This window comes from Klebsiella sp. 10982 (assembly GCF_048589245.1).
In the GTDB taxonomy this organism is placed as follows: Bacteria; Pseudomonadota; Gammaproteobacteria; order Enterobacterales; family Enterobacteriaceae; genus Klebsiella; species Klebsiella quasivariicola.
This window is the reverse complement of the sequence record NZ_JBMAXV010000001.1, coordinates 76,351-100,111: the sequence shown is the minus strand read 5'-3', so window position 1 is coordinate 100,111 and position 23,761 is coordinate 76,351. Positions and strand designations below refer to the sequence as shown.

Annotated in this window: 21 protein-coding genes and 1 CRISPR repeat array (1 of these 22 cut by a window edge); of the genes, 16 read left to right on the top strand and 5 right to left on the bottom strand. The window is 55.4% G+C overall.

The annotated features are described in order from the left end of the window. Positions 1 to 13: 13 nt before the first annotated feature. Positions 14 to 1,312 carry an MFS transporter gene (locus tag ACKLKD_RS00470; RefSeq protein ID WP_025712847.1) on the bottom strand — a complete coding sequence of 433 codons (1,299 nt, stop codon included), beginning with the start codon at positions 1,310 to 1,312 and terminating at the stop codon, positions 14 to 16. A 444-nt stretch (positions 1,313 to 1,756) separates the two neighbouring features. Between ACKLKD_RS00470 and ACKLKD_RS00465 the strand changes: the two genes are divergently transcribed. The 5 genes from ACKLKD_RS00465 (at position 1,757) to ACKLKD_RS00445 (ending at position 7,205) form a co-directional block, all read left to right on the top strand. Continuing rightward, positions 1,757 to 2,542 carry an SDR family oxidoreductase gene (locus ACKLKD_RS00465; RefSeq protein WP_025712846.1) on the top strand — a complete coding sequence of 262 codons (786 nt, stop codon included), beginning with the start codon at positions 1,757 to 1,759 and terminating at the stop codon, positions 2,540 to 2,542. A 59-nt stretch (positions 2,543 to 2,601) separates the two neighbouring features. Beyond that, positions 2,602 to 4,056 (top strand): FAD-binding oxidoreductase, encoded by a 1,455-nt coding sequence (locus ACKLKD_RS00460; protein WP_080897100.1) that lies wholly within the window; start codon positions 2,602 to 2,604, stop codon positions 4,054 to 4,056. Between the two features lie 113 nt (positions 4,057 to 4,169). After that, a complete protein-coding gene (locus ACKLKD_RS00455) occupies positions 4,170 to 5,591 on the top strand; it encodes an MFS transporter (RefSeq protein ID WP_080897101.1) in 1,422 nt (473 codons plus the stop codon). Continuing rightward, a complete protein-coding gene (locus ACKLKD_RS00450) occupies positions 5,569 to 6,351 on the top strand; it encodes an electron transfer flavoprotein subunit beta/FixA family protein (RefSeq protein ID WP_025712843.1) in 783 nt (260 codons plus the stop codon). The genes ACKLKD_RS00455 and ACKLKD_RS00450 overlap by 23 nt, the downstream gene beginning before the upstream one ends. Then, positions 6,348 to 7,205, top strand: coding sequence for an electron transfer flavoprotein subunit alpha/FixB family protein (locus ACKLKD_RS00445; protein ID WP_087804596.1), 858 nt, complete (start codon positions 6,348 to 6,350; stop codon positions 7,203 to 7,205). The genes ACKLKD_RS00450 and ACKLKD_RS00445 overlap by 4 nt, the downstream gene beginning before the upstream one ends. Before the next feature lie 88 nt (positions 7,206 to 7,293). On the opposite strand, the gene ACKLKD_RS00440 is transcribed toward ACKLKD_RS00445, so the two are convergent. The 4 genes from ACKLKD_RS00440 to queD form a co-directional block, all read right to left on the bottom strand. Next, positions 7,294 to 7,869: a glycerol-3-phosphate responsive antiterminator gene (locus ACKLKD_RS00440; protein ID WP_025712841.1), complete on the bottom strand. Its 576-nt coding sequence runs from the start codon at positions 7,867 to 7,869 to the stop codon at positions 7,294 to 7,296. Between the two features lie 21 nt (positions 7,870 to 7,890). Further along, positions 7,891 to 8,151 carry a ferredoxin gene (locus tag ACKLKD_RS00435; protein ID WP_025712840.1) on the bottom strand — a complete coding sequence of 87 codons (261 nt, stop codon included), beginning with the start codon at positions 8,149 to 8,151 and terminating at the stop codon, positions 7,891 to 7,893. Continuing rightward, positions 8,142 to 9,413: an FAD-dependent oxidoreductase gene (locus ACKLKD_RS00430; protein ID WP_087804593.1), complete on the bottom strand. Its 1,272-nt coding sequence runs from the start codon at positions 9,411 to 9,413 to the stop codon at positions 8,142 to 8,144. The genes ACKLKD_RS00435 and ACKLKD_RS00430 overlap by 10 nt, the downstream gene beginning before the upstream one ends. Positions 9,414 to 9,493: 80 nt before the next feature. Next, positions 9,494 to 9,859: a 6-carboxytetrahydropterin synthase QueD gene (gene queD / locus ACKLKD_RS00425; protein ID WP_165931770.1), complete on the bottom strand. Its 366-nt coding sequence runs from the start codon at positions 9,857 to 9,859 to the stop codon at positions 9,494 to 9,496. Between the two features lie 315 nt (positions 9,860 to 10,174). Here queD and cysJ point away from each other — a divergent pair, with 315 nt between their 5' ends. From cysJ to cas2e, 11 genes are all read left to right on the top strand, one after another. After that, positions 10,175 to 11,974 (top strand): NADPH-dependent assimilatory sulfite reductase flavoprotein subunit, encoded by a 1,800-nt coding sequence (gene cysJ / locus ACKLKD_RS00420; protein WP_087804591.1) that lies wholly within the window; start codon positions 10,175 to 10,177, stop codon positions 11,972 to 11,974. After that, positions 11,974 to 13,686, top strand: a complete 1,713-nt coding sequence (gene cysI, locus ACKLKD_RS00415) for an assimilatory sulfite reductase (NADPH) hemoprotein subunit (protein ID WP_087804587.1) — start codon at positions 11,974 to 11,976, stop codon at positions 13,684 to 13,686. Before cysJ ends, cysI begins: the two co-directional genes overlap by 1 nt. A 98-nt stretch (positions 13,687 to 13,784) precedes the next feature. Beyond that, positions 13,785 to 14,519, top strand: coding sequence for a phosphoadenosine phosphosulfate reductase (gene cysH / locus ACKLKD_RS00410; protein ID WP_080897103.1), 735 nt, complete (start codon positions 13,785 to 13,787; stop codon positions 14,517 to 14,519). Between the two features lie 207 nt (positions 14,520 to 14,726). Further along, positions 14,727 to 17,390, top strand: coding sequence for a CRISPR-associated helicase/endonuclease Cas3 (locus ACKLKD_RS00405; protein WP_087804584.1), 2,664 nt, complete (start codon positions 14,727 to 14,729; stop codon positions 17,388 to 17,390). Positions 17,391 to 17,401: 11 nt separating this feature from the next. Beyond that, positions 17,402 to 18,958 (top strand): type I-E CRISPR-associated protein Cse1/CasA, encoded by a 1,557-nt coding sequence (gene casA / locus ACKLKD_RS00400; protein WP_080897105.1) that lies wholly within the window; start codon positions 17,402 to 17,404, stop codon positions 18,956 to 18,958. Further along, complete coding sequence (gene casB / locus ACKLKD_RS00395) at positions 18,955 to 19,497, top strand: type I-E CRISPR-associated protein Cse2/CasB (protein ID WP_004142782.1); 543 nt, start codon at positions 18,955 to 18,957, stop codon at positions 19,495 to 19,497. Before casA ends, casB begins: the two co-directional genes overlap by 4 nt. 18 nt (positions 19,498 to 19,515) lie before the next feature. Next, positions 19,516 to 20,571: a type I-E CRISPR-associated protein Cas7/Cse4/CasC gene (cas7e, locus tag ACKLKD_RS00390; protein WP_025712831.1), complete on the top strand. Its 1,056-nt coding sequence runs from the start codon at positions 19,516 to 19,518 to the stop codon at positions 20,569 to 20,571. 10 nt (positions 20,572 to 20,581) lie between these two features. Beyond that, entirely contained in the window at positions 20,582 to 21,328 is a 747-nt protein-coding gene (gene cas5e / locus ACKLKD_RS00385) for a type I-E CRISPR-associated protein Cas5/CasD (protein WP_080897106.1), read from the top strand. Then, the gene (cas6e, locus tag ACKLKD_RS00380; protein ID WP_025712829.1) at positions 21,310 to 21,960 is read left to right on the top strand and encodes a type I-E CRISPR-associated protein Cas6/Cse3/CasE; all 651 of its coding nucleotides are present in this window, start codon (positions 21,310 to 21,312) and stop codon (positions 21,958 to 21,960) included. Before cas5e ends, cas6e begins: the two co-directional genes overlap by 19 nt. Continuing rightward, positions 21,957 to 22,877 (top strand): type I-E CRISPR-associated endonuclease Cas1e, encoded by a 921-nt coding sequence (gene cas1e, locus ACKLKD_RS00375; protein ID WP_025712828.1) that lies wholly within the window; start codon positions 21,957 to 21,959, stop codon positions 22,875 to 22,877. Before cas6e ends, cas1e begins: the two co-directional genes overlap by 4 nt. Next, positions 22,877 to 23,170: a type I-E CRISPR-associated endoribonuclease Cas2e gene (gene cas2e, locus ACKLKD_RS00370; protein WP_025712827.1), complete on the top strand. Its 294-nt coding sequence runs from the start codon at positions 22,877 to 22,879 to the stop codon at positions 23,168 to 23,170. Before cas1e ends, cas2e begins: the two co-directional genes overlap by 1 nt. 96 nt (positions 23,171 to 23,266) lie before the next feature. Next, positions 23,267 to 23,761: a CRISPR direct-repeat array (repeat unit 29 nt; unit sequence GTGTTCCCCGCGCCAGCGGGGATAAACCG) (it continues 2,891 nt past the right edge of the window).

Genomic DNA, 23,761 nt, shown 5'->3' with positions numbered 1-23,761 from the left:
TAAATTTTACCCATCACTCGCCAGTCGTTTCCGCGGCCAGCGAGGTTTTGTTTTCTGGTGCGGCATCGGCGCTGCGTATTTTCCTGAACAGCAGGAAGGTAAAGAGGATCACCATGCACAGCGCGGCCAGGCCCATCAGCCACATATTGCGATAGGCGTCTTCGGCAGGGAGGGTATCCTGCCAGTGGCCAACAATCGGATAGACAAAGACGTCGGGTAGAAAACCAATGACCGAGCAAATACCAACGGTGGTTCCCATAATGTAGTTAGGGGTTCTTGCTTCGCCGGGGCACGCCCAGTAAAGCCCGCGCGAGGCGTAGCAGGTAAAGCCCAGCAGCAGGATCAGGCCGATCCCCATAGCGACGGATTGCGGATGAGAGTTGGTCGCCAGCAGCGCGATAAGCGCCAACACCCCAACGATAGACAGCAGCTGAATGACGCGGGTTGGTGATTTCACTTTGCTATACGTCGTGATAATGCCGCCCAGCGGGCCACAGATGGCACGGAAGATTTTATTAATGACAATCCCCATATAGCTCGCGGCCACCAGCGACATACCGTACATTTCGGTCAGATAGTTGGTGGAGTAGCTGAGGATGGCATAGATGGTAAAGACGCCAAAAATCACCATGCTGCAGTACCAGGTCGTACTGATGCGCAGGACGGCGAGAATGTCGCTTAGCTGAAACGCTTTTTTCTCTTCTTTCGCGGCGTCGCTGTGCTGAGGGGCATCGCTGACGAAGAACCAGCACAGTATTCCCAACAGAATATAAACCACGCTGTAGATAATGATTACCGCCTTCAGGCTATTACTGTCGTCGGGGATGAAGCGGGAAAATATCCACATGGTAAATACCGCCAACGACATCACACCCACGCCGCGGAGTCCTTCCATCCAGCCCATGATTTTTCCCTGTTCGCTATGGTCGCCAAGTAGCGAAGCGGCTTTAATTGACACCGACCACAGCATCAGAATCGTGGTGATAGCGAAGGCGACTTGAATGCAAAGCATGACCCACAGCGGCGGATAAGTTGCCATTAAGAAACCGAGAAGACCGGTAATAACCATGGCCGAAGTAATCATTTTGCGATGGGAAAATTTATCAGCAATAACGCCGCTGGGCGCGTAAAGAATAATGGCGGCAATGCCAAATGTGCTCATAATTAAGCCAATTTCGGTATTGCTGAATCCCATAAATTTAGCCATGGGAATCTGGTAGATGTATCTTAAATAGGCAAGATCAAAGCTGACACCACCGCTAAAGCTAATAATGGCAAGGGTTATCCAACGGCGATATGAAGTCTGTTGCATATCGTAATCTCATTTTAAATATACCCTTGATACTTCACGTTGCTGATGCGTTGGCTGCGTTTACTCACCCGAATCACTTACTACAGTAAGCTCATTGGGATTCGTTAACTTGCCGCCGTCCTGCAACTCGAATTATTTGGGGTATAGACGAAAAAAAGAGAAAAGTAAACCGCCTTGTTCAGGTGGATTACTTTTCTCTGGTCTCTAGTAATTGAGATTAGAAATAGCATGGCGGCGTGGATTTTAGTGTGAGAGTAATCACGATTCATAATTTTAAGCGCATTTGTGATGTGAAATAGTCATCTGTGATTGCGATCACATTAGAGGCTTAAGCACTATGCTAAAAATTACTCCAGTTACCAGAGACAATGAGAAAGGTGACTTCCCTCTCGCAGGGGAAGTTGCCTTTCTTTTTTTTTGCCTAAAGGAATTTGGAGCCAAACTATGTCGATCGAATCTCTTGATGCATTCTCAATGAATTTCTTCTCACTACAAGGTAAAACGGCGATAGTCACCGGGGGGAATAGTGGATTAGGGCAAGCCTTTGCAATGGCGCTGGCAAAAGCAGGTGCCAACTTATTTATCCCAAGTTTTGTTAAGGATAACGGAGAAACCAGGGAACTCATTGAAAAGCAGGGTGTTGAGGTTGAATTCATGCAGGTGGATATCACCGAAAAAGGTGCGCCTGGAAAGATTATCGCTGCCTGCTGCGAGCGTTTCGGTACGGTGGATATTCTGGTCAATAACGCCGGGATTTGTAAACTGAATAAAGTACTGGACTTCGGTCGTGCGGACTGGGATCCGATGATTGATGTTAACCTGACGGCAGCTTTCGAACTCAGTTATGAAGCAGCTAAAATTATGATCCCGCAAAAGAGCGGGAAGATTATTAACATTTGTTCTTTGTTTTCATTTCTCGGCGGGCAATGGTCTCCGGCTTATTCAGCAACCAAACATGCGCTTGCCGGTTTCACCAAAGCCTATTGCGATGAGTTAGGGCAATATAATATTCAGGTTAATGGTATTGCTCCGGGGTATTACGCAACGGATATTACGTTAGCGACCCGCAGTAATCCTGAGACGAATCAGCGGGTGCTGGACCATATTCCGGCTAATCGTTGGGGTGATACACAGGACTTAATGGGGGCTGCAATATTTTTAGCCAGTCAGGCATCAAATTATGTTAACGGTCATCTGTTAGTTGTCGATGGTGGTTATCTGGTGCGTTAATTTATAACCGGTGGTTTCTGTTTTTATTATTCCGAATTAATTATCAGGAAGGAATGACTATGTCTTTATCCCGTGAAGCAATTGTTGACCAGTTAAAAGAAATTGTCGGTGTTGACCGCGTTATTACTGATGAAACAGTTTTAAAACGAAACAGCATCGACCGCTTTCGTAAATATGCTGATATTCATGGCGTCTTTACTTTGCCGTTGCCTGCAGCGGTCGTTAAGTTAGGTTCCACCGAAGACGTTTCTAACGTGTTGGCGTTTATGAACCAGCATAAGATCAATGGGGTTCCTCGCACTGGCGCATCGGCAACCGAAGGTGGCCTGGAAACCGTGGTTGAGAATTCCGTGGTGCTGGACGGTGCCGGGATGAATCAAATCCTGAATATCGATATTGAAAACATGCAGGCAACCGCGCAGTGCGGCGTACCGCTGGAAGTGCTGGAAAATGCGCTGCGGGCGAAAGGTTACACCACCGGGCATTCGCCGCAGTCCAAACCGCTGGCGCAAATGGGGGGGCTGGTGGCCACCCGCAGCATTGGTCAATTCTCCACGCTATATGGCGCAATTGAAGACATGGTTGTAGGGCTTGAGGCCGTGCTGGCGGATGGTACCGTCACCCGCATCAAAAACGTCCCGCGTCGTGCCGCCGGGCCGGACATTCGCCACATCATCATCGGCAACGAAGGCGCACTGTGCTATATCACTGAAGTGACAGTGAAAATCTTTAAATATACCCCGGAGAATAACCTGTTCTACGGCTATATCCTCGACGACATGAAGGTCGGGTTCAACATCCTGCGTGAAGTGATGGTGGAAGGGTATCGTCCGTCAATTGCCCGTCTGTATGATGCAGAAGATGGCACTCAGCACTTTACGCATTTTGCCGACGGCAAATGCGTACTGATCTTTATGGCGGAGGGCAATCCGCTGATCGCCAAAGCGACCGGGGAGGGTATTGCGGAAATCGTGGCGCGTTACCCCCAATGCCAGCGCGTGGACAGCAAGCTGATCGAGAACTGGTTTAATCACCTGAACTGGGGCCCGGAAAAAGTGGCCGCCGAGCGCGTGCAGATCCTGAAAACCGGCAATATGGGCTTTACGACAGAAGTGTCGGGCTGCTGGAGCTGCATCCACGAAATCTATGAAAGTGTGATCCGCCGTATTCGTAGCGAATTCCCGCACGCTGACGACATTACCATGCTGGGCGGCCACTCCTCTCACAGCTATATCAATGGTACCAACATGTACTTTGTGTATGACTACAACGTGGTCGGGTGCAAGCCGGAAGAGGAAATTGATAAGTATCACAACCCGCTGAACAAGATCATCTGCGAAGAGACGATTCGCCTCGGCGGCTCCATGGTACATCACCACGGAATTGGTAAACATCGCGTTCACTGGAGCAAGCTGGAACACGGTAGCGCGTGGCCGCTGCTGGAAGGGCTCAAAAAGCAGTTCGATCCCAACGGTATCATGAATACCGGAACGATTTACCCGATTGAGAAGTAGCTAGTTATACGCAAAATCATTCGCGTTGTATCAAGGCGGCAAGTGAATAAGTCTCCAGGATCGTACAAAAGTACGTTACTGGGGCTTATGAACGTAGCCAACGAAGAGGCAGCGTGAAGGATGACGCGTATAAGCGGCTTCTCAATTGGGAAGCCACTCTTTTACCGGACCATGAAGGGGAAGAAATGAACACTTCACCGGTGCGAATGGATGATTTACCGCTCAACGGTTTTCACTGCCGTATTGCCGCGCTGACTTTCGGCGCGCATCTGGTTGATGGTTATGTCCTCGGCGTTATTGGTTACGCCATCATTCAACTGACCCCCGCCATGCAGCTGACGCCGTTAATGGCGGGCATGATTGGCGGTGCGGCGCTGCTGGGGCTTTTTATCGGCAGCCTCATTCTGGGCTGGGTTTCGGATCACATTGGTCGGCAGAAAATTTTCAATTTTAGTTTTATGTTGATTACCGTCGCTTCATTTCTGCAGTTTTTCGCTACCACACCCGAACAGCTCATTGGCTTACGCATACTGATAGGGATTGGCCTGGGGGGCGATTACTCCGTGGGCCACACGCTGCTGGCTGAATTTGCACCACGCCGACATAGAGGGATTTTGCTCGGCGCATTCAGCGTGGTGTGGACCGTTGGTTATGTGCTGGCAAGTCTGGCTGGTCATCATTTTATTAGCGAAAACCCGGATGCCTGGCGATGGTTGCTGGCCTCGTCGGCTTTGCCGGCGCTACTGATCACACTGCTGCGCTGGGGAACGCCTGAATCGCCGCGCTGGCTAATGCGTCAGGGAAGGTTTGCCGAAGCGCATGCCGTGGTGCATCGCTGTTTTGGTATGCACGTACAATTGGGTGATGAAGTAACAAAAGAAACGAATAAACAGATCAGCACCCTGTTCTCATCGCGCTACTGGCGGCGCACCGCATTTAATAGCATCTTTTTTGTCTGTCTGGTCATTCCCTGGTTTGTTATTTACACCTGGCTTCCGACTATCGCTGAGACCATTGGCCTCGAAGACGCGCTTACCGCCAGCCTGCTGCTGAACGCGCTACTGATCGTGGGTGCGCTGTTGGGCCTGGTTTTAACTCATCTGCTGGCCCATCGCCATTTCTTATTAGGCAGCTTTCTGCTGCTTGCGGCGACTTTACTCGTGATGGCTTGCTTACCTCCTGGTAGTCACTGGACGCTGCTGCTTTTTGTTCTGTTCAGCACCACGATTTCGGCCGTCAGCAATCTGGTGGGGATCTTACCGGCGGAAAGCTTCCCCACCGACATTCGTTCGCTGGGCGTGGGATTTGCCACTGCCATGAGCCGTCTCGGCGCCGCGATCAGCACTGGCCTGCTGCCCTGGATCCTTGCGCAGTGGGGGATGACCGTCACCCTACTGCTTTTGTCGGGCATATTACTGATGGGCTTCACGGTGACCTGGCTATGGGCGCCAGAGACTAAAGCGCTGCCGCTGGTGGCGGCCGGAAGTGGAGATAAAAGACAAGGAGGTACCAATGAACATTCTATTGGCGTTTAAAGCCGAGCCGGACGCTGGCATGCTGGCGGAAAAGGACTGGCAGGCCGCTACGCAGGATCTCTGCGGGCCAGATGTTTCGCTATTGCGCTGCGCCATCGGTGCCGATGAGCAGGCCGCCGCCGCGCTGCTGCTGGCCCAGCGTAATGCGGGCTGTGAGATGACGTTGACCGCATTAAGCATTGGCGATGAACGCGCGCTGCACTGGCTACGCTACTTTGCCGCGTTAGGGTTTGAGCAGCCGGTTCTGCTGGAAGCCGCGGGGGATTTACGTTTTGCACCGGCGTTTATTGCCCGACACATTGTCGACTGGCAGCGTCAATACGCTCATGAACTGATTGTAACCGGCTGTCAGAGTGCTGAAGGACAGAATAGCCAGACACCGTTTTTGCTGGCGGAAATGCTGAACTGGCCTTGTTTTACTCAGGTTGAACGATTCACTCTTGAGCCACCTTTTGTTGTTGTCGAGCAGCGGACGACATCGGGTATCCGGCGCTGTCGGGTTCGGTTACCGGCGGTGATCGCGGTCAGGCAGTGTGGCGACGTCGCGCTGCCGGTTCCCGGTATGCGCCAGCGTCTGGCGGCGGCAAAGGCGGAAATAGTACGCCAGGAGGTGGCTTTAGACGCGACGCCGGCCATCAAGTGCGTGCGTCTGACCCGCCCTGAACAGCGGCGCAATGCGGTGATCATCGACGGGGCAACGGCGCAGGCGAAAGCGAGGGCGCTATGGGAGAACTATCTGCGGGAGAGGATGCAGCCATGAAGATAGCAATGGTAATGGCGAGCGGCGATAGCGCAGCGATGTATCACTGGCTGATGAGCGCCAACCTCGCAGCGGCAGAGCTGGAGTGCTGGATTATCGATGGCGAACCGGCGGTGGCTGAACCGGTCCTTGCTGCGCTGGCCACCCAGTGGCAGCAAACACCGGTTGATATGTTGCTGTTTTCTCCGGGAATGGCCGGTGATGAGCTGGCGACACGGCTGGCCTGGCGTCTGCAGGGAGGGAGCGTATGTCAGGTGCTGTCAGTGAATACGCAGGAAGGTTGGGTCACAAAGTCGCATTGGGGGAATGCGTTAATAGCGACGCTGGACGTGGCGGCCAGGCCACTTTGCCTGTCCCTGGCGCGCCAGCCAAGGGTTACTATCTCCGCCGCTCTTCCGAACAAACTGCCGGTACGCTACCTCCTCATACCGGCAGCCCGGCCTGACTGGCTGGCCAGCGTTGAAAACCTCGAACATTCTGGCGGCCATCCTCTGCAGACAGCAACTCAGGTGCTGGTTGTCGGGCAGGGGGAACCGCATATCAATGCTGACGGCATCGCGGCGCTGGCGCGACGTCTCGGGATGGAGGTTGGCTATAGCCGCGCGCGAGTGATGAATGGCGGTTATGATGTGGAACGTCTGATTGGTATATCAGGTCATCTGCTGGCGCCGGATGTCTGCATCGTGGCGGGAGCATCAGGCGCGGCGGCGCTGATGACGGGAGTCAGAGATAGCCGGTTTATTGTGGCGATTAATCGTGACGCCAGCGCACCGGTATTTGCCCAGGCGGATGTCGGCATTGTCGATGACTGGCCGACAGTACTTGAAGCGCTGGTCGCCTGTGCAGAGACATAATTTCGGATGGCGGCCGGCCTGCGGGGGGGGGGGGCGATTTGTAGGCCCGGTAAGGCGTTAGCCGCCACCGGGCAGAACGCTGTATAGCTCAACTAAGCTGCTTCGCTAATTTCCAGACTGCGGTGTTGGTGGTCGACAGTGCCGCCACGCCGGCGTTCATTGCATTGCGCGCATCTTCTTCGTCACAGACCAGCCCACCGGCGATCAGCGGCTGGCGAATTTTCTCCGTGACCCAGCCCAGTACCTTCGGCATACAGCCGGGAAGGATTTCAACGCAGTCTGGATTCGATTGCGCCACCTGCTTGTCAATATTGTGAAAAGAGATGGAGTCGACGATAAACAGGCGATGAATGCAGAAAAACCCTTCCGCTCTGGCCGCTTTGAGCATCGGCGCTTTGGTGCTGATGATGCCGTCCGCTTCGGTAACCAGCTTTAAAAACTGAATGACGATCTCTTTATTGGACGCTCCCTCCAGCAGGTCGACGTGAATAAACGCGTACTTACCGGCATTTTTGATTTTTTTTACGATGTTGCTGATGGTGCAGATATTGCCATACAGCACGGAGATAAACTGGCACTCGGAATCGATGGCTAATTGCAGGCTGGCGTTATCTTTCACGGCGGCAATAACCGGATTTTGTTTTAGCAGGTGGAGCAGGGGCATGGTGTATCCTTCGTCGTTTTATTACCCAAAGCGGAATGTAATACCAAATCCAGACTCAGGATAGCGCCATTCTTTCAGCGTTGCTTCATCACAGAGCAGTCGACAGGTGCCACACTCCAGACAGCCGCGGTAGTCGACACGCAACTCGCCTTCGGCTGTTCGCGTAAAGAGCCCGGCGGGGCAGGCTTTGACGAGGAGTTCAGCGATTTCCTCGTTCGGCGATGTGGACGGAACAATATGTGCGCTGTCGGCAGGGCGCCAGACGTTGCGGGCTACAGACATCGTAAACTCCTGAGCAGATCGCCTGCCAGAGGGCGCAGGCCGTGACGGCGAAGATGACGCCAGACTACCTGGCGCAGGGGTGGAACGGGGCGCTCACCCTGTTGCCACAGTTCGCGGGAGATATCCGCCATCAACGCCGGCCAACGGCGATACCAGCCGGGGCGTTGTAATAGCGCGGGTATGTGCTGGTAGCGCTGAAGAACCTCCCACAGCAGACTGCGCTCAATCTCCTGGCGATACTGTGGAAACAAGTCTTGCGGCGCGCTTTGCTGGCAGGCCCGAATCAAGGTTTGCGCCGCCGACTGCGCGCCGATTAGCGCCATATCCATGCCGCGCACGGTAAAACCGGTATTTATACAGGTACGCAGGGCGTCGCCAACCAGCAGCCAGCCTTCTCCTGCATACTGTTCGGGCATGCTATGCAGGCCGCCTTCAGGCACCAGATGTGCGCCATACTCCAGGGTTTCACTGCCGCGCAGCAGTGGCCGCAGGGCCGGGTGTGCTTTGAGATGTTCCAGCAGATCGGCGGCCGGGATGGGCCCTTTTCCCAGCGACGCGAGCGGGCAAACGATACCGAATGAGAGGGTATCCTGATTGGTATAGAGGAATGCGCCGCCGGGGAGATCTCCGCAAACGCCGCCGGTGAAAAGCATCGCGGCACCTTCGTTATCCGTAAGATGGAAGCGATCCTCCAGCGTTTTTTGCTCCAGCGACAGGACCGCTTTAATGCCCAACGCCATGGCGGAGGGGGACGGACGGGGAAGTAAACCCTCACGCTCGGCCAGCACGCTGTTCGCCCCTTCAGCCACCACCACGTAGCGGGCGCGCAGGATGTCTTTATCGCAAATCACACCGCAAACACGGTTATTTTCACGATGCAGCGCCTCCACCGTCGCGCCGGTAATACACTGGACGCCTTCGGCTTCGGCCTGGCTGACAAACCATGGGTCAAAGCGGGCGCGTAGTACACTCCAGGAATCGCCGTTGGGCTGCAGGCTGGAGTACATCGTGGCGCCATGGTCGGTTAACAGGGCCAGACTTTCGTGGGTGATGCGGCGTTCAAGCGGTGCGGAGCGTTGAAAATGAGGAAGGAGTTCGGCGAGCGCATGGCAATACAGCCGCCCTCCCGATAGATTTTTACTGCCGGGAAGTTCGCCGCGTTCAAGCAGCAGAACGGAAAGCCCGGCCCGCGCGCAGCGTAAAGCACAGGCGGTGCCCGCTATTCCTGCACCGATAATTATAATATCAAAATCGTCTGCCATTTTGCGTCCCAGATATCCAGAACGCATAAGCTAACATATCGTTATTTAAGGAATATTGACCGCCAACACAAACGCTTTAATCACTCGCCGCGATAGACGCAGCCGGCGGTGCAGGTCTCTTTGACCATCACCGCGCTCAGCAGCGGCACCTGCGGTTTCATTTGATCCCAAATCCATTTGGCCAGCACTTCGCTGGTAGGGTTCTCCAGTCCTGGAATATCGTTCAGGTAATAGTGGTCTAAACGATCGTAGGTCGGTTTAAACGCGGCTTTCAGCTCGGCGAAATCCATGATCCACCCGGTATGGGGATCGACTTCACCGGTGATCTCCAGACGCACCATAAAGGAGTGGCCATGCAGGCGACCGCATTTGTGTCCCTGCGGGACGTGCGGCAGGTGGTGGGCGGCTTCGAAGGTGAAATCTTTAAACAGCGTGGTGGACATCATTGACTCTCAACAGGACGAAAAAACCGCCGTAGGGTACCGGAAAGTACATTTTTTCGCATTAACTAAAACGGCCCTGAACAGAAAATGGACACATTTATCCGGGTTATGAGAATTAACTTCTTATATTTCATATGGTTATTTAATCGATTTTGTTGTTAATAACTACAACTAAAACAGGTTAGTCCATTTGGTTATTTATTATTTCCATCCCTTCTTTAATTGTTACTATGCCCGCCGTTAACCTTCTATTCTCTTCTGTTTTTGTCGCGCTGACAGGGTGCGAATAACAGCTTTGCTTACTGGAACAAACGACGCATGACGACACAGGCCCCACCTTCCAATTTGCTGCCGCTCAACCCGGAGCAACTGGCGCGCCTACAGGCGGCCACCACTGACTTCACGCCCACTCAGCTCGCCTGGGTGTCTGGTTATTTCTGGGGCGTGCTGAATCAGCAGTCCGGCGCGGCAGTAGCCGCTTCCGCCCCGGCCGCCGAAGTGCCGACGATCACGCTGATTTCCGCCTCGCAAACCGGTAACGCCCGCCGCGTCGCCGAAGCGTTGCGTGACGATCTGCTGGCAGCGAAGCTGAACGTGAAGCTGGTGAATGCAGGCGATTATAAATTCAAACAAATTGCTGCTGAAAAACTGCTGGTGGTGGTGACCTCCACTCAGGGGGAAGGCGAGCCGCCGGAAGAAGCCGTCGCATTGCATAAGTTCCTGTTCTCGAAAAAAGCGCCGAAACTGGACGGGACCGCGTTCGCCGTCTTTGGCCTCGGCGATACTTCTTATGAATTCTTCTGCCAGTCCGGCAAAGATTTCGACAACAAGCTGGCCGAGCTCGGCGCGGAACGCCTGCTCGATCGCGTCGACGCCGACGTTGAATATCAGGCCGCGGCCGCGGAATGGCGCGCGCGCGTGGTTGAGGTGCTGAAGGCGCGTGCGCCGGTTGCGGCACCTGCGCAGCTGGCCACCAGCGGCGCAGTGAATGATATTCACACCAGCCCATATACCAAAGAAGCGCCCCTGACGGCGACCCTGTCGGTCAACCAGAAAATCACCGGCCGTGATTCAGAAAAAGATGTACGCCATATCGAGATTGACCTTGGTGATTCCGGTCTGCGCTACCAGCCGGGCGACGCGCTGGGCGTCTGGTACCAGAACGATCCTCAGCTGGTCAAAGAGCTGGTGGAGCTGCTGTGGCTGAAAGGTGACGAGCCGGTAACCGTTGATGGCAAAACCCTGCCGCTGGCGGAAGCGCTGGAGTGGCATTTTGAGCTGACGGTTAACACCGCGACTATCGTCGAAAACTACGCCACCCTGACCCGCAGCGAGTCGCTGCTGCCGCTGGTGGGCGATAAAGCTCAGCTGCAGCAGTATGCCGCCGCGACGCCGATCGTCGATATGGTCCGTTTCTCGCCGGCACAGCTGGACGCCGAGGCGTTAATCGGTCTGCTGCGTCCGCTGACGCCGCGCCTGTACTCCATTGCCTCCTCACAGGCGGAAGTGGAGAGCGAAGTGCATGTCACCGTGGGCGTGGTGCGCTATGAAATAGAAGGCCGCGCCCGGGCTGGCGGCGCCTCCAGCTTCCTCGCCGATCGCGTGGAAGAGGATGGCGAAGTCCGCGTCTTTATTGAACACAATGACAACTTCCGTCTGCCGGCTAACCCGGAGACGCCGGTGATCATGATTGGCCCGGGCACCGGCATTGCGCCGTTCCGCGCCTTTATGCAGCAGCGCGCAGCGGACGGGGCGCAAGGCAAGAACTGGTTGTTCTTCGGCAACCCGCACTTCACTGAAGATTTCCTCTATCAGGTAGAGTGGCAGAGCTATGTGAAGGAAGGTCTGCTGACCCGTATTGACCTGGCCTGGTCCCGCGATCAACAACAAAAAGTCTATGTACAGGACAAACTGCGCGAGCAGGGGGCCGAGCTCTGGCGCTGGATTAATGATGGCGCCCACATTTATGTCTGCGGCGACGCCAATCGTATGGCGAAAGACGTGGAGCATACGTTATTGGAAGTGATTGCCGAATACGGCGCGATGGACGCCGAAGCGGCGGACGAATTTTTAAGTGAGCTGCGCGTTGAGCGCCGTTATCAGCGAGATGTCTACTAATGAGCGAAAAACATCCGGGGCCTTTAGTGGTCGAAGGTAAACTGACCGATGCCGAGCGCATGAAGCTTGAGAGCAACTACCTGCGCGGCACCATTGCGGAAGATTTAAACGACGGTCTGACCGGCGGTTTTAAAGGCGACAACTTCCTGCTGATCCGTTTCCACGGCATGTACCAGCAGGACGATCGCGATATCCGCGCGGAGCGCGCCGCCCAGAAGCTGGAGCCGCGTCATGCGATGCTGCTGCGCTGCCGTCTGCCGGGCGGAGTGATCACCACCACCCAGTGGAAGGCGATCGATAAGTTTGCCGCGGACAACACCATTTACGGCAGTATTCGCCTGACTAACCGGCAGACCTTCCAGTTCCACGGTATTCTGAAAAAGAACGTGAAGCCGGTACATCAGATGCTGCACTCGGTGGGGCTGGACGCGCTGGCCACCGCCAACGATATGAACCGTAACGTGCTGTGCACCTCCAACCCGTACGAATCGCAGCTGCACGCTGAGGCCTACGAGTGGGCGAAAAAGATCTCCGAGCATCTGCTGCCGCGTACCCGCGCTTATGCCGAGATCTGGCTGGATCAGAAAAAGGTCGCTACTACCGACGAAGAGCCGATCCTCGGTCAGACCTATCTGCCGCGTAAGTTTAAAACCACGGTGGTGATCCCGCCGCAGAACGATATCGATCTGCACGCCAACGACATGAACTTTGTGGCGATCGCCGAAAACGGCAAGCTGGTGGGCTTTAACCTGCTGGTGGGCGGCGGCCTCTCTATCGAACACGGCAACAAGAAAACCTACGCCCGCACGGCGAGCGAATTTGGTTATCTGCCGCTGGAGCATACGCTGGCGGTGGCAGAAGCGGTCGTGACTACTCAGCGTGACTGGGGCAACCGTACCGACCGTAAGAATGCGAAAACCAAGTACACCCTTGAGCGTGTCGGTGTCGAAACCTTCAAGGCGGAAGTGGAGCGTCGGGCAGGGATTAAGTTTGAGCCAATCCGCCCGTACGAATTCACCGGCCGCGGCGACCGCATCGGTTGGGTGAAGGGCATTGATGATAAATGGCACCTGACGCTGTTTATTGAAAACGGCCGCATCCTCGATTATCCGGGCCGCCCGCTGAAGACTGGCCTGCTGGAGATTGCTAAGATCCATCAAGGCGAATTCCGCATCACCGCCAACCAGAACCTGATCGTCGCCAGCGTACCGGAAGATCAGAAGGCGCGGATCGAGAAGCTGGCGCGGGATCATGGCCTGATGAATGCCGTCACCCCGCAGCGTGAAAACTCAATGGCCTGCGTCTCCTTCCCGACCTGCCCGCTGGCGATGGCGGAAGCCGAGCGTTTCCTGCCGTCGTTTATCGACAAAGTGGAAGAGGTAATGAGCAAGCACGGCGTGAGCGATGAGCATATCGTCACCCGCGTCACCGGCTGCCCGAACGGCTGCGGCCGCGCGATGCTGGCGGAAGTGGGGCTGGTGGGCAAAGCGCCGGGTCGCTACAACCTGCACCTTGGCGGTAACCGCAGCGGCACCCGCATCCCGCGGATGTACCGTGAGAATATTACCGAGTCGGAAATTCTCGACTCGCTGGACGAACTGGTAGGGCGCTGGGCGAAAGAGCGTGAAGCGGGTGAAGGCTTCGGCGACTTTACGGTGCGTGCGGGCATCATTCGCCCGGTGCTCGACCCAGCCCGCGATTTCTGGGAATAACATCCTGGTGCCCGGTGGCGCTTCGCTAACCGGGTCGACAAAACCCGTAGGCCGGGCAAACGTAGTGCCGCCCGGCAAAACTGGCAAACGAGGTTCATATGTCCGTACTCGATCTAAACGCGCTTAATGCATTGCCGAAAGTTGAACGCATCCTGGCGCTGGCGGAGACCAATGCGACGCTGGAGAAGCTCAGCGCCGAAGAACGCGTCGCGTGGGCACTGGAAAATCTGCCTGGCGAGTATGCTTTATCTTCCAGCTTTGGCATTCAGGCGGCGGTGAGTCTGCACCTGGTCAACCAGCTGCGCCCGGATATTCCGGTGATCCTCACCGATACCGGCTATCTGTTTCCGGAAACCTATCAGTTTATTGACGAGCTGACGGACAAGCTCAAACTGAACCTGAAAGTCTACCGCGCGGCGGAAAGCGCGGCCTGGCAGGAGGCGCGCTACGGCAAGCTGTGGGAGCAGGGCGTTGAGGGCATTGAGAAATACAATGAGATCAACAAAGTCGAGCCGATGAACCGGGCGCTGAAAGAGCTCAACACCCAGACCTGGTTCGCCGGTCTGCGCCGCGAGCAGTCAGGCAGCCGGGCTACGCTTCCGGTGCTGGCGGTCCAGCGCGGGGTGTTCAAGGTGCTGCCGATCATCGACTGGGACAACCGGACGGTGTATCAGTATCTGCAAAAACACGGGCTGAAGTACCATCCGCTGTGGGATCAGGGCTATCTGTCGGTAGGCGATACCCACACCACCCGCAAATGGGAGCCAGGCATGGCAGAAGAAGAGACCCGGTTCTTTGGCCTTAAACGCGAGTGCGGGTTGCACGAGGGTTAAGCGCGGTTGTCTCCTCTCTTATTGAATCCCGGTTATTCCGGGATTTTTTATAGTTAACATCCACATCATTATCTTTATTAATTCAGTGAATGAAGTTCATTATTCTATATGTACTAATAATAAATACCTGTCTTGAGGTATATCATTTTTAAATTATCTTAAAGGCGTAGATTATCTGTTCACTGTCGATTCTGCGCTGGACATGCTGTGTCAATTTATAACTACTGGGGTAAAACTCGCCAGGGAGAAGCCGGTGGGGGTGATGATTACCATCTGCTGTGCTGGCACTCCCTTGATGTCGCCGCCATGGGCTACTGTATGGTAAAGCGAGATATCTATGGTCTGGCGGGGCATTTCAGGCGTTTAGGGATTAATGATATTGAAAACGCCGCGCAATTCTTTGCCTGGCTATTATGCTGGCATGATATTGGTAAGTTCTCTCGTTCGTTTCAACAACTTTATATTCATGAAGATCTTATTGCGCCTGTTGATAATCGAAAAGATTATGAAAAAATAGCGCACTCAACGCTCGGTTATTGGCTGTGGAATACCCACTTAAGAGATTGTACTGAATTATTTCCAGCCTCATCTTTGCCAGTGCGTAATCTTAAACGGACTATTGCGATGTGGATGCCCTTAACCACTGGTCATCACGGACGTCCACCGGTGGGGATGCGCGATGTGGGTAATTTTCATCCATCAGATATCAACGCGGCGCATGATTTTCTGTTGGCTATTAAACCGTTATTTTCAGACATTGAAATCCCGGCTTGCTGGGATGACGATGAAGGCGTTGAGCTGTTCAATCAGCTGTCGTGGTTTATTTCGGCTGCGGTGGTACTGGCCGACTGGACAGGCTCATCGACCCGCTTTTTTCCCCGAGTCGCCCAACGAATGCCGCTTGATGTCTACTGGCGGCAGGCAAACGTGCTGGCAGAACAGGCAGTGAATGTTTTTCCTCCTGCTGCGGCTGTTGCGCCATTTACGGGAATAGAGACATTGTTTCCTTTTATCCAGCACCCAACGCCGCTTCAGAAGGCGGTACTTGAGCTGGATATCAGCCAGCCGGGACCGCAGCTGTTTATCCTTGAAGATGTTACCGGAGCAGGCAAAACGGAGGCGGCGTTAATCCTGACCCACCGCTTGATGTCCGCCCGAAAGGCGCAAGGGCTGTTTTTTGGTCTGCCGACGATGGCGACGGCCAATGCCATGTTCGACCGGCTGGCGCAATCATGGCTCGCTTTATACCAGGCTGATGCGCGCCCCAGCCTGGTGCTGGCGCACAGCGCTCGCGGGTTGATGGAGGGTTTTAATCAGCGTATCTGGCCCGGCGCTGTCTCCGGTTCGGAAGAGCCTGATGACGAACAGCCATTCAGCCAGGGCTGCGCGGCATGGTTTGCCGACAGCAATAAAAAAGCGCTGCTGGCCGAGGTGGGGGTGGGCACGCTTGATCAGGCGCTGATGGCAGTCATGCCCTTTAAACATAACAACCTGCGGTTGCTGGGACTCGACAATAAAGTGCTGCTGGCCGATGAGATCCACGCCTACGATGCCTATATGTCGCGGATTCTGGAAAGCCTGATTGAGCAACAGGCGCGCAGCGGCAACAGCGTTATCTTGCTTTCCGCTACGCTCTCGCAGCAGCAGCGCGATAAGTTGGTTGCTTCCTTTAGTCGCGGTAGCGGCTGCGCGCTTGCGGCGCCGCTTCTGGGTAATGACGACTACCCCTGGCTGACGCAGGTGGCGGGACGAGAGGTTATCTCCCGCTATGTCGCCACCCGCAAAGAGGTCGAGCGCAGCGTGAACATCGGCTGGCTGGATAACGAAGAAGCCTGCCTCGCCCGTATCGAACAATCCGCCAGCGAAGGGCGCTGTATCGCCTGGATACGCAATTCCATTGACGATGCCGTGCGTATCTATCGCCAACTACTGTCCCGAGGCGCGATCCCCGCCGAAAAAATTTCGTTATTCCATAGCCGCTTCGCCTTTTATGACCGTCAGCGAATTGAGAAAGAAACCCTGTCGCACTTTGGCAAGGACGACAGCACGCAGCGGGCGGGTAGGGTGCTGATTGCCACTCAGGTCATAGAGCAGAGCCTCGATATCGATATGGACAACATGATCTCTGATTTAGCGCCTATCGACCTGTTGATTCAGCGCACAGGTCGGCTTCAACGCCATATCCGCGATCGTCACGGTCGGCTGAACGTCGGCGGAGAGGACGAGCGGGCGGCGCCACAGTTAATGATCCTTGCCCCGGAATGGGATGAGGCGCCACAAGAAGAGTGGCTGACCAGCACAATGCACAACAGCGCTTACGTCTATCCCGATCACGGCCGTCTGTGGCTGACGCAGCGCGTTTTGCGACAGCAGGGGGCCATCCGGATGCCGCAATCTGCCCGATTATTGATTGAATCCGTCTACGGGGAAGATATCGCTATTCCCGATGGGTTAGCCAAAGCCGAGCAAGCGCAGTTGGCAAAATATTACTGCGATCGCGCGTTTGCCCACCAAATGCTCCTGAACTTTAAGCCGGGATATAGCCCCGATAGCAGTGATTTCCTGGCTGACAAGCTCTCTACTCGCCTGGCAGAGGAGTCGGTCACGCTGTGGCTGGCGAAAAGCGTCGATGGGCAGCTGCTGCCTTACGCCAGCGGCGCGCATCCGTGGGAAATGAGCATGCTGCGGGTGCGGGAAAGCTGGTGGCGTAAACACAAAGCTGAATTCACGCTTCTGGCTGAAAAGCCGCTGCAGCAGTGGTGTGTACAACAGCATCAAAACCCGGATTTCGCCGTGGTGATTATTGTTACAGATTCGCCGGACTGCGGTTATTCGGCCAGTGAAGGATTAATCGGAACAATGGAGGTCTAGCAGCTAACTACATGAATACTTTCTCTCTTTTAACTACTGCCTGGCTTCCGGTCCGTTACCGCGATGGTACAACGGGCAAGCTGGCGCCGGTTGGGCTGACGGATGAGGACGTGGTGGATATTGCCGCCACGCGAGCAGATTTACAGGGTGCCGCCTGGCAATTTCTGATTGGGCTGTTGCAGTGCGCTGTTGCCCCCAAAAACCGCAATGGCTGGGAAGATACCTGGGACGCGGGGCTAAGCGCAGAGACGCTCGTTACGGCATTCGCGCCGCTGGAGGCTGCCTTTCAGTTTGGCCCGGATACACCGTCGTTTATGCAGGATTTCGATTCGTTAGCGGGCGATAAGGTGTCGATTGCTTCCCTGTTACCGGAAGTCCCCGGCGCGCAGACCACTAAATTCAATAAAGATCATTTTATCAAACGTGGCGTGACCAACTCTTTTTGCCCGCACTGCGCTGCGCTGGCGTTGTTTTCTTTACAGCTGAATGCGCCATCAGGCGGCAAAGGCTACCGCACCGGACTGCGCGGCGGTGGGCCGCTGACCACGCTGATTGAACTGCAGGAGTATGAGGGGGACCGCCTCACGCCGCTATGGCGCAAGCTGTGGCTCAACGTGCTGCCGCAGGATGCCGCGGATATGCCGTTACCTGCCGCTTACGACGAGTCCGTTTTCCCGTGGCTTGCTCCGACGCGCACCAGCGAGCAAGCCAGCGCCATCACTACCCCGGAGCAGGTGGATAAGCTGCAGGCGTACTGGGGAATGCCCCGCCGTATCCGCCTGGATTTTGCCGCCACTCAGCAAGGGACCTGCGACATCTGCGCCAGCGAAAGCGATGGGCTACTTAGCCAGATGGCGGTCAAAAACTACGGCATAAACTACGACGGCTGGCGCCACCCGCTCACGCCGTATCGTCTGGCGCTGAAAGGTGACGGCGGCTTCTTTTCCGTCAAACCCCAGCCCGGCGGCCTTATCTGGCGCGACTGGCTGGGGTTAAGCCAGGATAATCAGACGGAAAGCAACAGCGAATACCCGGCCCAGGTCGTGAAGGTGTTCAACGCACGCGGTCCCAGGAACATCAAAGCCGGGCTGTGGGGATTTGGCGCCGACTTCGACAATATGAAGATTCGCTGCTGGTACGAACATCATTTCCCCCTGTTGACGGATGAAAGCACGATCCCCGATTTACGCAAAGCCGCGCAAACCGCCGTACGCCTGCTGAGCCTGCTGCGCAGCGCGCTAAAAGAGGCATGGTTTGACGATCCCAAAGGCGCGCGCGGCGACTTTAGCTTTATTGATATCGATTTCTGGAACCAGACCCAGCCGCGTTTTTTGAACCTCATCCACGAGCTGGAGAATGGCCAACCCGCGCAGGAACGGCTGGACAAATGGCAAAGCGAGTTGTGGTTATTCGTTCGTCACTGCTTTGACGATCGTGTCTTTACCAATCCCTATGAAAACAACGACCTGGCGCGCTGCATGGCCGCGCGTAAAAAATATTTCGCCACGTCGGCGGAAAAGCAGAGTGCAAAAGCCGCCAGGGCTAAAAAGCAGGAGGCTGCGCAATGAATGTTGTAAGTGATGAACATAAGGCCACGCTGCGCCAATGGCATGAAGAGCTGCAGGAGAAGCGTGGTCTGCGGGCCAGCCTCCGGCGTAGCGCGACGCTGAACGATGTCTGCCTGTCGGAAGGCTTTCACTCCCTGATGGTGCAAACACATTCTCTGTGGAACACCCAGGGGAAGGCGTGGCGTTTTACCGCGCTGGCGCTGGTAGCGGCGCTGGCGGCGCAGGTGAAAACGATTGATGACCGCCAGACGTTCGCCGCTCAGCTGGGGCAGAAAACGGGCGATACCCCGGTGATGTCGAGACTGAGGTTTGCCCGGCTTTCGGCGGTCAAAACCCCCGATGAGCTGCTGCGCCAGCTGCGTCGAGCAATAAGCCTGCTCCACGGTTCAGTGAATCTCTTGTCGCTGGCGGAAGATATCTTTCGCTGGTGTCGTGAGCAAGACGATTTACTGAATCACCGCCGCCGTCAGCAGCGGCCAATCGAATTTATCCGTATCCGCTGGGCGCTGGACTATTACCAGGCCGGCGATGCCGAATGATGTTAAAAGGAATTTCAAATGACGACTTTTATTCAGCTTCACTTACTGACTGCTTACCCTGCCGCTAACCTCAACCGTGACGATACCGGCGCGCCGAAAACGGTGATGCTTGGAGGGGCGACCCGTTTGCGCATCTCTTCGCAGAGCCTGAAACGCGCATGGCGTACTTCCGAACTTTTTGAGCAAGCGCTGGCCGGCCATATTGGCATCCGCAGCGGCCGCATCGCCCGCGAAGCCGCGGAAATTCTGGTGAAGAGCGGGATTGAACCAAAGAAAGCGGTGGATTACGTCAAAGCTATTGGCGAATGCTTTGGCAAAGTTAAAACTAAAGCGGATCAAAACGATCCGCTGAAGTGTTCGGAAACGGAACAGCTGGCGCACATTAGCCCCGCAGAGTTTGACGCCGTGAAAGCGCTGGCGCACCGCCTGGCGGAAGAAAAACGTGCGGCCACGAAAGAAGAAGCAGCGCTGCTGCGCCACGACCGCATGGCGGTAGATATCGCGATGTTTGGCCGCATGCTGGCGGACCAACCGACCTATAACGTTGAAGCTGCCTGCCAGGTGGCGCACGCTTTTGGCGTTAGCGAAACCCTTGTTGAGGACGATTTCTTCACGGCGGTGGATGACTTACGCGCAGCCTCTGAAGACGCTGGCGCAGGCCACTTAGGGGAAACGGGTTTTGGCTCGGCGCTGTTTTATACCTATATCTGCATTGATAAAGATCTGCTGGTGAACAACCTCAACGGTAATGAAGAACTGGCGAACAAAACGCTGCGCGCGTTCGCCGAAGCGGCGCTAAAAGTCTCTCCAACCGGCAAACAGAACAGCTTCGCCAGCCGCGCCTACGCGTCCTGGGCGCTGGCGGAAAAAGGCACCGATCAACCGCGCTCACTGGCGGCGGCATTTTATCAGCCCATTAATGGCGGCGATCAGCTGGATGTCGCGGTACAGCGGATTACTGCGCTGCGGGAAAATATGAATACCGTCTACGGGCAGCAGACGGCATTTCAGCACTTTGACGTGATGAATAAGCAGGGAAGCATGAATGACGTGCTTGATTTCATCTGCGCGTAAGGGGCGGCTTATGAGCCAATATCTGGTTTTTCAGCTTCATGGTCCGATGGCGTCGTGGGGCGTGGACGCCCCCGGCGAGGTCCGTCATAGCCATGAGCTACCCTCCCGTTCAGCATTGCTGGGGCTGCTGGCGGCGGCATTAGGGATCCGCCGTGAAGAAGAACAGCGGTTAAACGCCTTCAACCAGCATTACTCCTTTTTGCTCTGCGCCAGCAGCGAACCGCGCTGGGCGAGGGATTATCATACTGTACAGATGCCGAAAGAAGTGCGTAAGGCGCGCTATTTCAGTCGCCGCGAAGAGTTACAGGATCCTGAGCTACTCAGCGCGCTGATCTCCCGGCGCGATTATTATACCGATGCCTGGTGGATGGTGGCGGTGGCGGTCACGCCTGATGCGCCTTACTCGCTGGAGCAGTTGCACGAGGCGCTACGTTACCCGGTATTTCCGCTGTATCTGGGACGCAAAAGTCATCCGCTGGCGCTGCCGTTAATGCCGCTGCTGCTTGAAGGCCACGCCGCAGAGGTACTTCGCCAGGCTTATCGCCAGTATCAGGATAAATTTAACCTGCTGAGGCTTTCTCTGCGACAGCTGCAGGATCAATGCTGGTGGGAGGGTGAGCATGCTGGTTTATTCGCCAATAAAATACTGCGGCGCCGCGACTGTCCGCTTAACCGCCAGCATTGGCTGTTTGGCGAGCGCTCCATGAATCAGGGAACCTGGCTCAGTAAGGAGGAAACGTGTACCTCTCAAGAATAACGTTGTATACCGCGCAGCTTTCGCCATTACGGCTCTTGCACCTGGTGGAACGCGGTGAATATGTCATGCATCAGTGGTTGTGGCAGCTTTTTCCAGGCGGGCAACAGCGGCAGTTTCTCTATCGGCGCGAAGCGCTGCAGGGCGCATTTCGCTTTTTCGTTTTGTCACCACAGCTGCCTGCTGAGAGCGAGACTTTTGAGATCCAAAGCCGTTCGTTTAATCCCGAACTGCGGGCTGGCCAGAGATTATGTTTTAGCCTGCGGGCAAATCCAACGATTTGTAAAGCCGGCAAGCGCCACGATCTGCTGATGGATGCTAAGCGCCAGGTTAAAGAGCATGTTGAACCTCGGGATATCTGGGCGCATCAGCAGCAGGCTGCGCTGGCCTGGTTAACGCGGCAAGGTGAACAAAGCGGGTTTTCTTTAGCGGAGACCGTGGTGGATGCTTATCGTCAGCAGCAGATACGGCGCGAAAAATCGCGCCAGACCATTCAGTTCAGCAGTGTGGATTACACCGGCATGTTGGTGGTGAACGATCCCGCGCTGTTTTTGCAGCGTCTGGCGTCGGGATACGGTAAAAGCCGGGCTTTTGGCTGTGGAATGATGATGATCAAACCCGGAGACGGCGAGTGACCTTTGTGCCGCTAAATCCCATCCCGCTAAAAGATCGCACGTCGATGATCTTTCTCCAGTACGGGCAGATCGATGTGCTGGATGGCGCATTTGTGTTGATCGACAAAACCGGGATCCGTACCCATATCCCGGTAGGGTCGGTAGCCTGCATTATGCTGGAGCCGGGAACGCGGGTTTCTCATGCGGCAGTGCGTCTGGCCTCGACCGTCGGAACGCTGCTGGTGTGGGTGGGGGAAGCGGGCGTGCGGGTTTACTCCTCTGGCCAGCCCGGCGGCGCGCGGGCCGACAAACTGTTGTACCAGGCTAAGCTGGCGCTGGATGACGATTTGCGGCTGAAGGTGGTGCGCAAAATGTATGAACTGCGTTTTCGCGAGGCGCCGCCCGCGCGTCGTTCTGTGGAGCAGCTGCGCGGCATTGAAGGATCCCGCGTTCGCCAAACCTACGCTCTGTTGGCGAAACGCTACGGCGTGAAATGGCACGGGCGCAATTATGATCCGAAAGACTGGGCCAAAGGGGATATCGTCAACCAGTGCATCAGCGTGGCGACGTCGTGTCTGTATGGCATTTCAGAGGCGGCGATACTGGCGGCAGGCTATGCGCCCGCCATCGGTTTTATCCACAGCGGTAAGCCGCTTTCGTTCGTTTATGATATTGCTGACATTATTAAATTCGATGCCGTGGTGCCAAAGGCATTTGAGATAGCCGCGCGTCATCCTGCTGAACCGGATAAAGAAGTCAGGCTGGCCTGTCGCGATATTTTCCGCAGCACAAAGCTGACAGGAAAATTGATTCCGTTGATTGAAGAGGTGTTGTCGGCAGGCGAAATCGAACCGCCTCAACCACCGCCGGATATGCTGCCGCCGGCGATCCCTGAGCCTGAATCAATGGGGGATAGCGGGCATCGAGGGCATGGCTGATGAGTATGCTTATGGTGGTGACGGAAAATGTCCCTCCTCGTCTGCGGGGGCGGCTCGCCATCTGGCTGCTGGAGGTTCGAGCGGGAGTCTACGTTGGCGATACCTCAAAGCGGATCCGGGAAATGATCTGGCAGCAGGTGATACAGCTAAGTGACGGTGGAAATGTCGTGATGGCCTGGGCGACAAACAGTGAATCAGGTTTCGAGTTCCAAACCTGGGGTGAGAACCGCCGTATACCGGTAGATTTAGATGGCCTACGACTGGTTTCATTTCTTCCCATTGAAAATCAATGAGTTGGATGTTCTTTAATAATGTGAAATTGTTGGAATAAAGTTGGTGGATTGTTGTCGCCTTAAAAAGGCATTAAAAAACAGTAATATATGTTTAGTGTGTTCCCCGCGCCAGCGGGGATAAACCGAGTGATTTACGTTTTCCGGCCTCTCTGCGGCCGTGTTCCCCGCGCCAGCGGGGATAAACCGTTGCCGCGAAACGCGCGGATTGATTCGTCGCTGTGTTCCCCGCGCCAGCGGGGATAAACCGCAACGTCGAACGCTTTCGTTAAATCCTCAAAGGTGTTCCCCGCGCCAGCGGGGATAAACCGTCTCCACTCATATTGCAACCAACATTTACAGAGTGTTCCCCGCGCCAGCGGGGATAAACCGGTGTTCGCCTCCCGGCGTGCGATATCCATCCACGTGTTCCCCGCGCCAGCGGGGATAAACCGTCCGGGCATTCGTCGAGAAGACGAAAAAGAATGTGTTCCCCGCGCCAGCGGGGATAAACCGGTATAAAGACGCCGAAGGCTATTAGCGGGAATGTGTTCCCCGCGCCAGCGGGGATAAACCGCGTAGCCTCCATCTGGTCGTAAATCTTGCGGGGTGTTC

Coding starts and splice junctions, on each gene's coding strand:
- ACKLKD_RS00470 (WP_025712847.1), bottom strand. CDS start 1,312: ATGCAACAGACTTCATATCGCCGTTGGATAACCCTTGCCATTATTAGC.
- ACKLKD_RS00465 (WP_025712846.1), top strand. CDS start 1,757: ATGTCGATCGAATCTCTTGATGCATTCTCAATGAATTTCTTCTCACTA.
- ACKLKD_RS00460 (WP_080897100.1), top strand. CDS start 2,602: ATGTCTTTATCCCGTGAAGCAATTGTTGACCAGTTAAAAGAAATTGTC.
- ACKLKD_RS00450 (WP_025712843.1), top strand. CDS start 5,569: ATGAACATTCTATTGGCGTTTAAAGCCGAGCCGGACGCTGGCATGCTG.
- ACKLKD_RS00445 (WP_087804596.1), top strand. CDS start 6,348: ATGAAGATAGCAATGGTAATGGCGAGCGGCGATAGCGCAGCGATGTAT.
- ACKLKD_RS00440 (WP_025712841.1), bottom strand. CDS start 7,869: ATGCCCCTGCTCCACCTGCTAAAACAAAATCCGGTTATTGCCGCCGTG.
- ACKLKD_RS00435 (WP_025712840.1), bottom strand. CDS start 8,151: ATGTCTGTAGCCCGCAACGTCTGGCGCCCTGCCGACAGCGCACATATT.
- ACKLKD_RS00430 (WP_087804593.1), bottom strand. CDS start 9,413: ATGGCAGACGATTTTGATATTATAATTATCGGTGCAGGAATAGCGGGC.
- queD (WP_165931770.1), bottom strand. CDS start 9,859: ATGATGTCCACCACGCTGTTTAAAGATTTCACCTTCGAAGCCGCCCAC.
- cysJ (WP_087804591.1), top strand. CDS start 10,175: ATGACGACACAGGCCCCACCTTCCAATTTGCTGCCGCTCAACCCGGAG.
- cysI (WP_087804587.1), top strand. CDS start 11,974: ATGAGCGAAAAACATCCGGGGCCTTTAGTGGTCGAAGGTAAACTGACC.
- cysH (WP_080897103.1), top strand. CDS start 13,785: ATGTCCGTACTCGATCTAAACGCGCTTAATGCATTGCCGAAAGTTGAA.
- casA (WP_080897105.1), top strand. CDS start 17,402: ATGAATACTTTCTCTCTTTTAACTACTGCCTGGCTTCCGGTCCGTTAC.
- casB (WP_004142782.1), top strand. CDS start 18,955: ATGAATGTTGTAAGTGATGAACATAAGGCCACGCTGCGCCAATGGCAT.
- cas7e (WP_025712831.1), top strand. CDS start 19,516: ATGACGACTTTTATTCAGCTTCACTTACTGACTGCTTACCCTGCCGCT.
- cas5e (WP_080897106.1), top strand. CDS start 20,582: ATGAGCCAATATCTGGTTTTTCAGCTTCATGGTCCGATGGCGTCGTGG.
- cas2e (WP_025712827.1), top strand. CDS start 22,877: ATGAGTATGCTTATGGTGGTGACGGAAAATGTCCCTCCTCGTCTGCGG.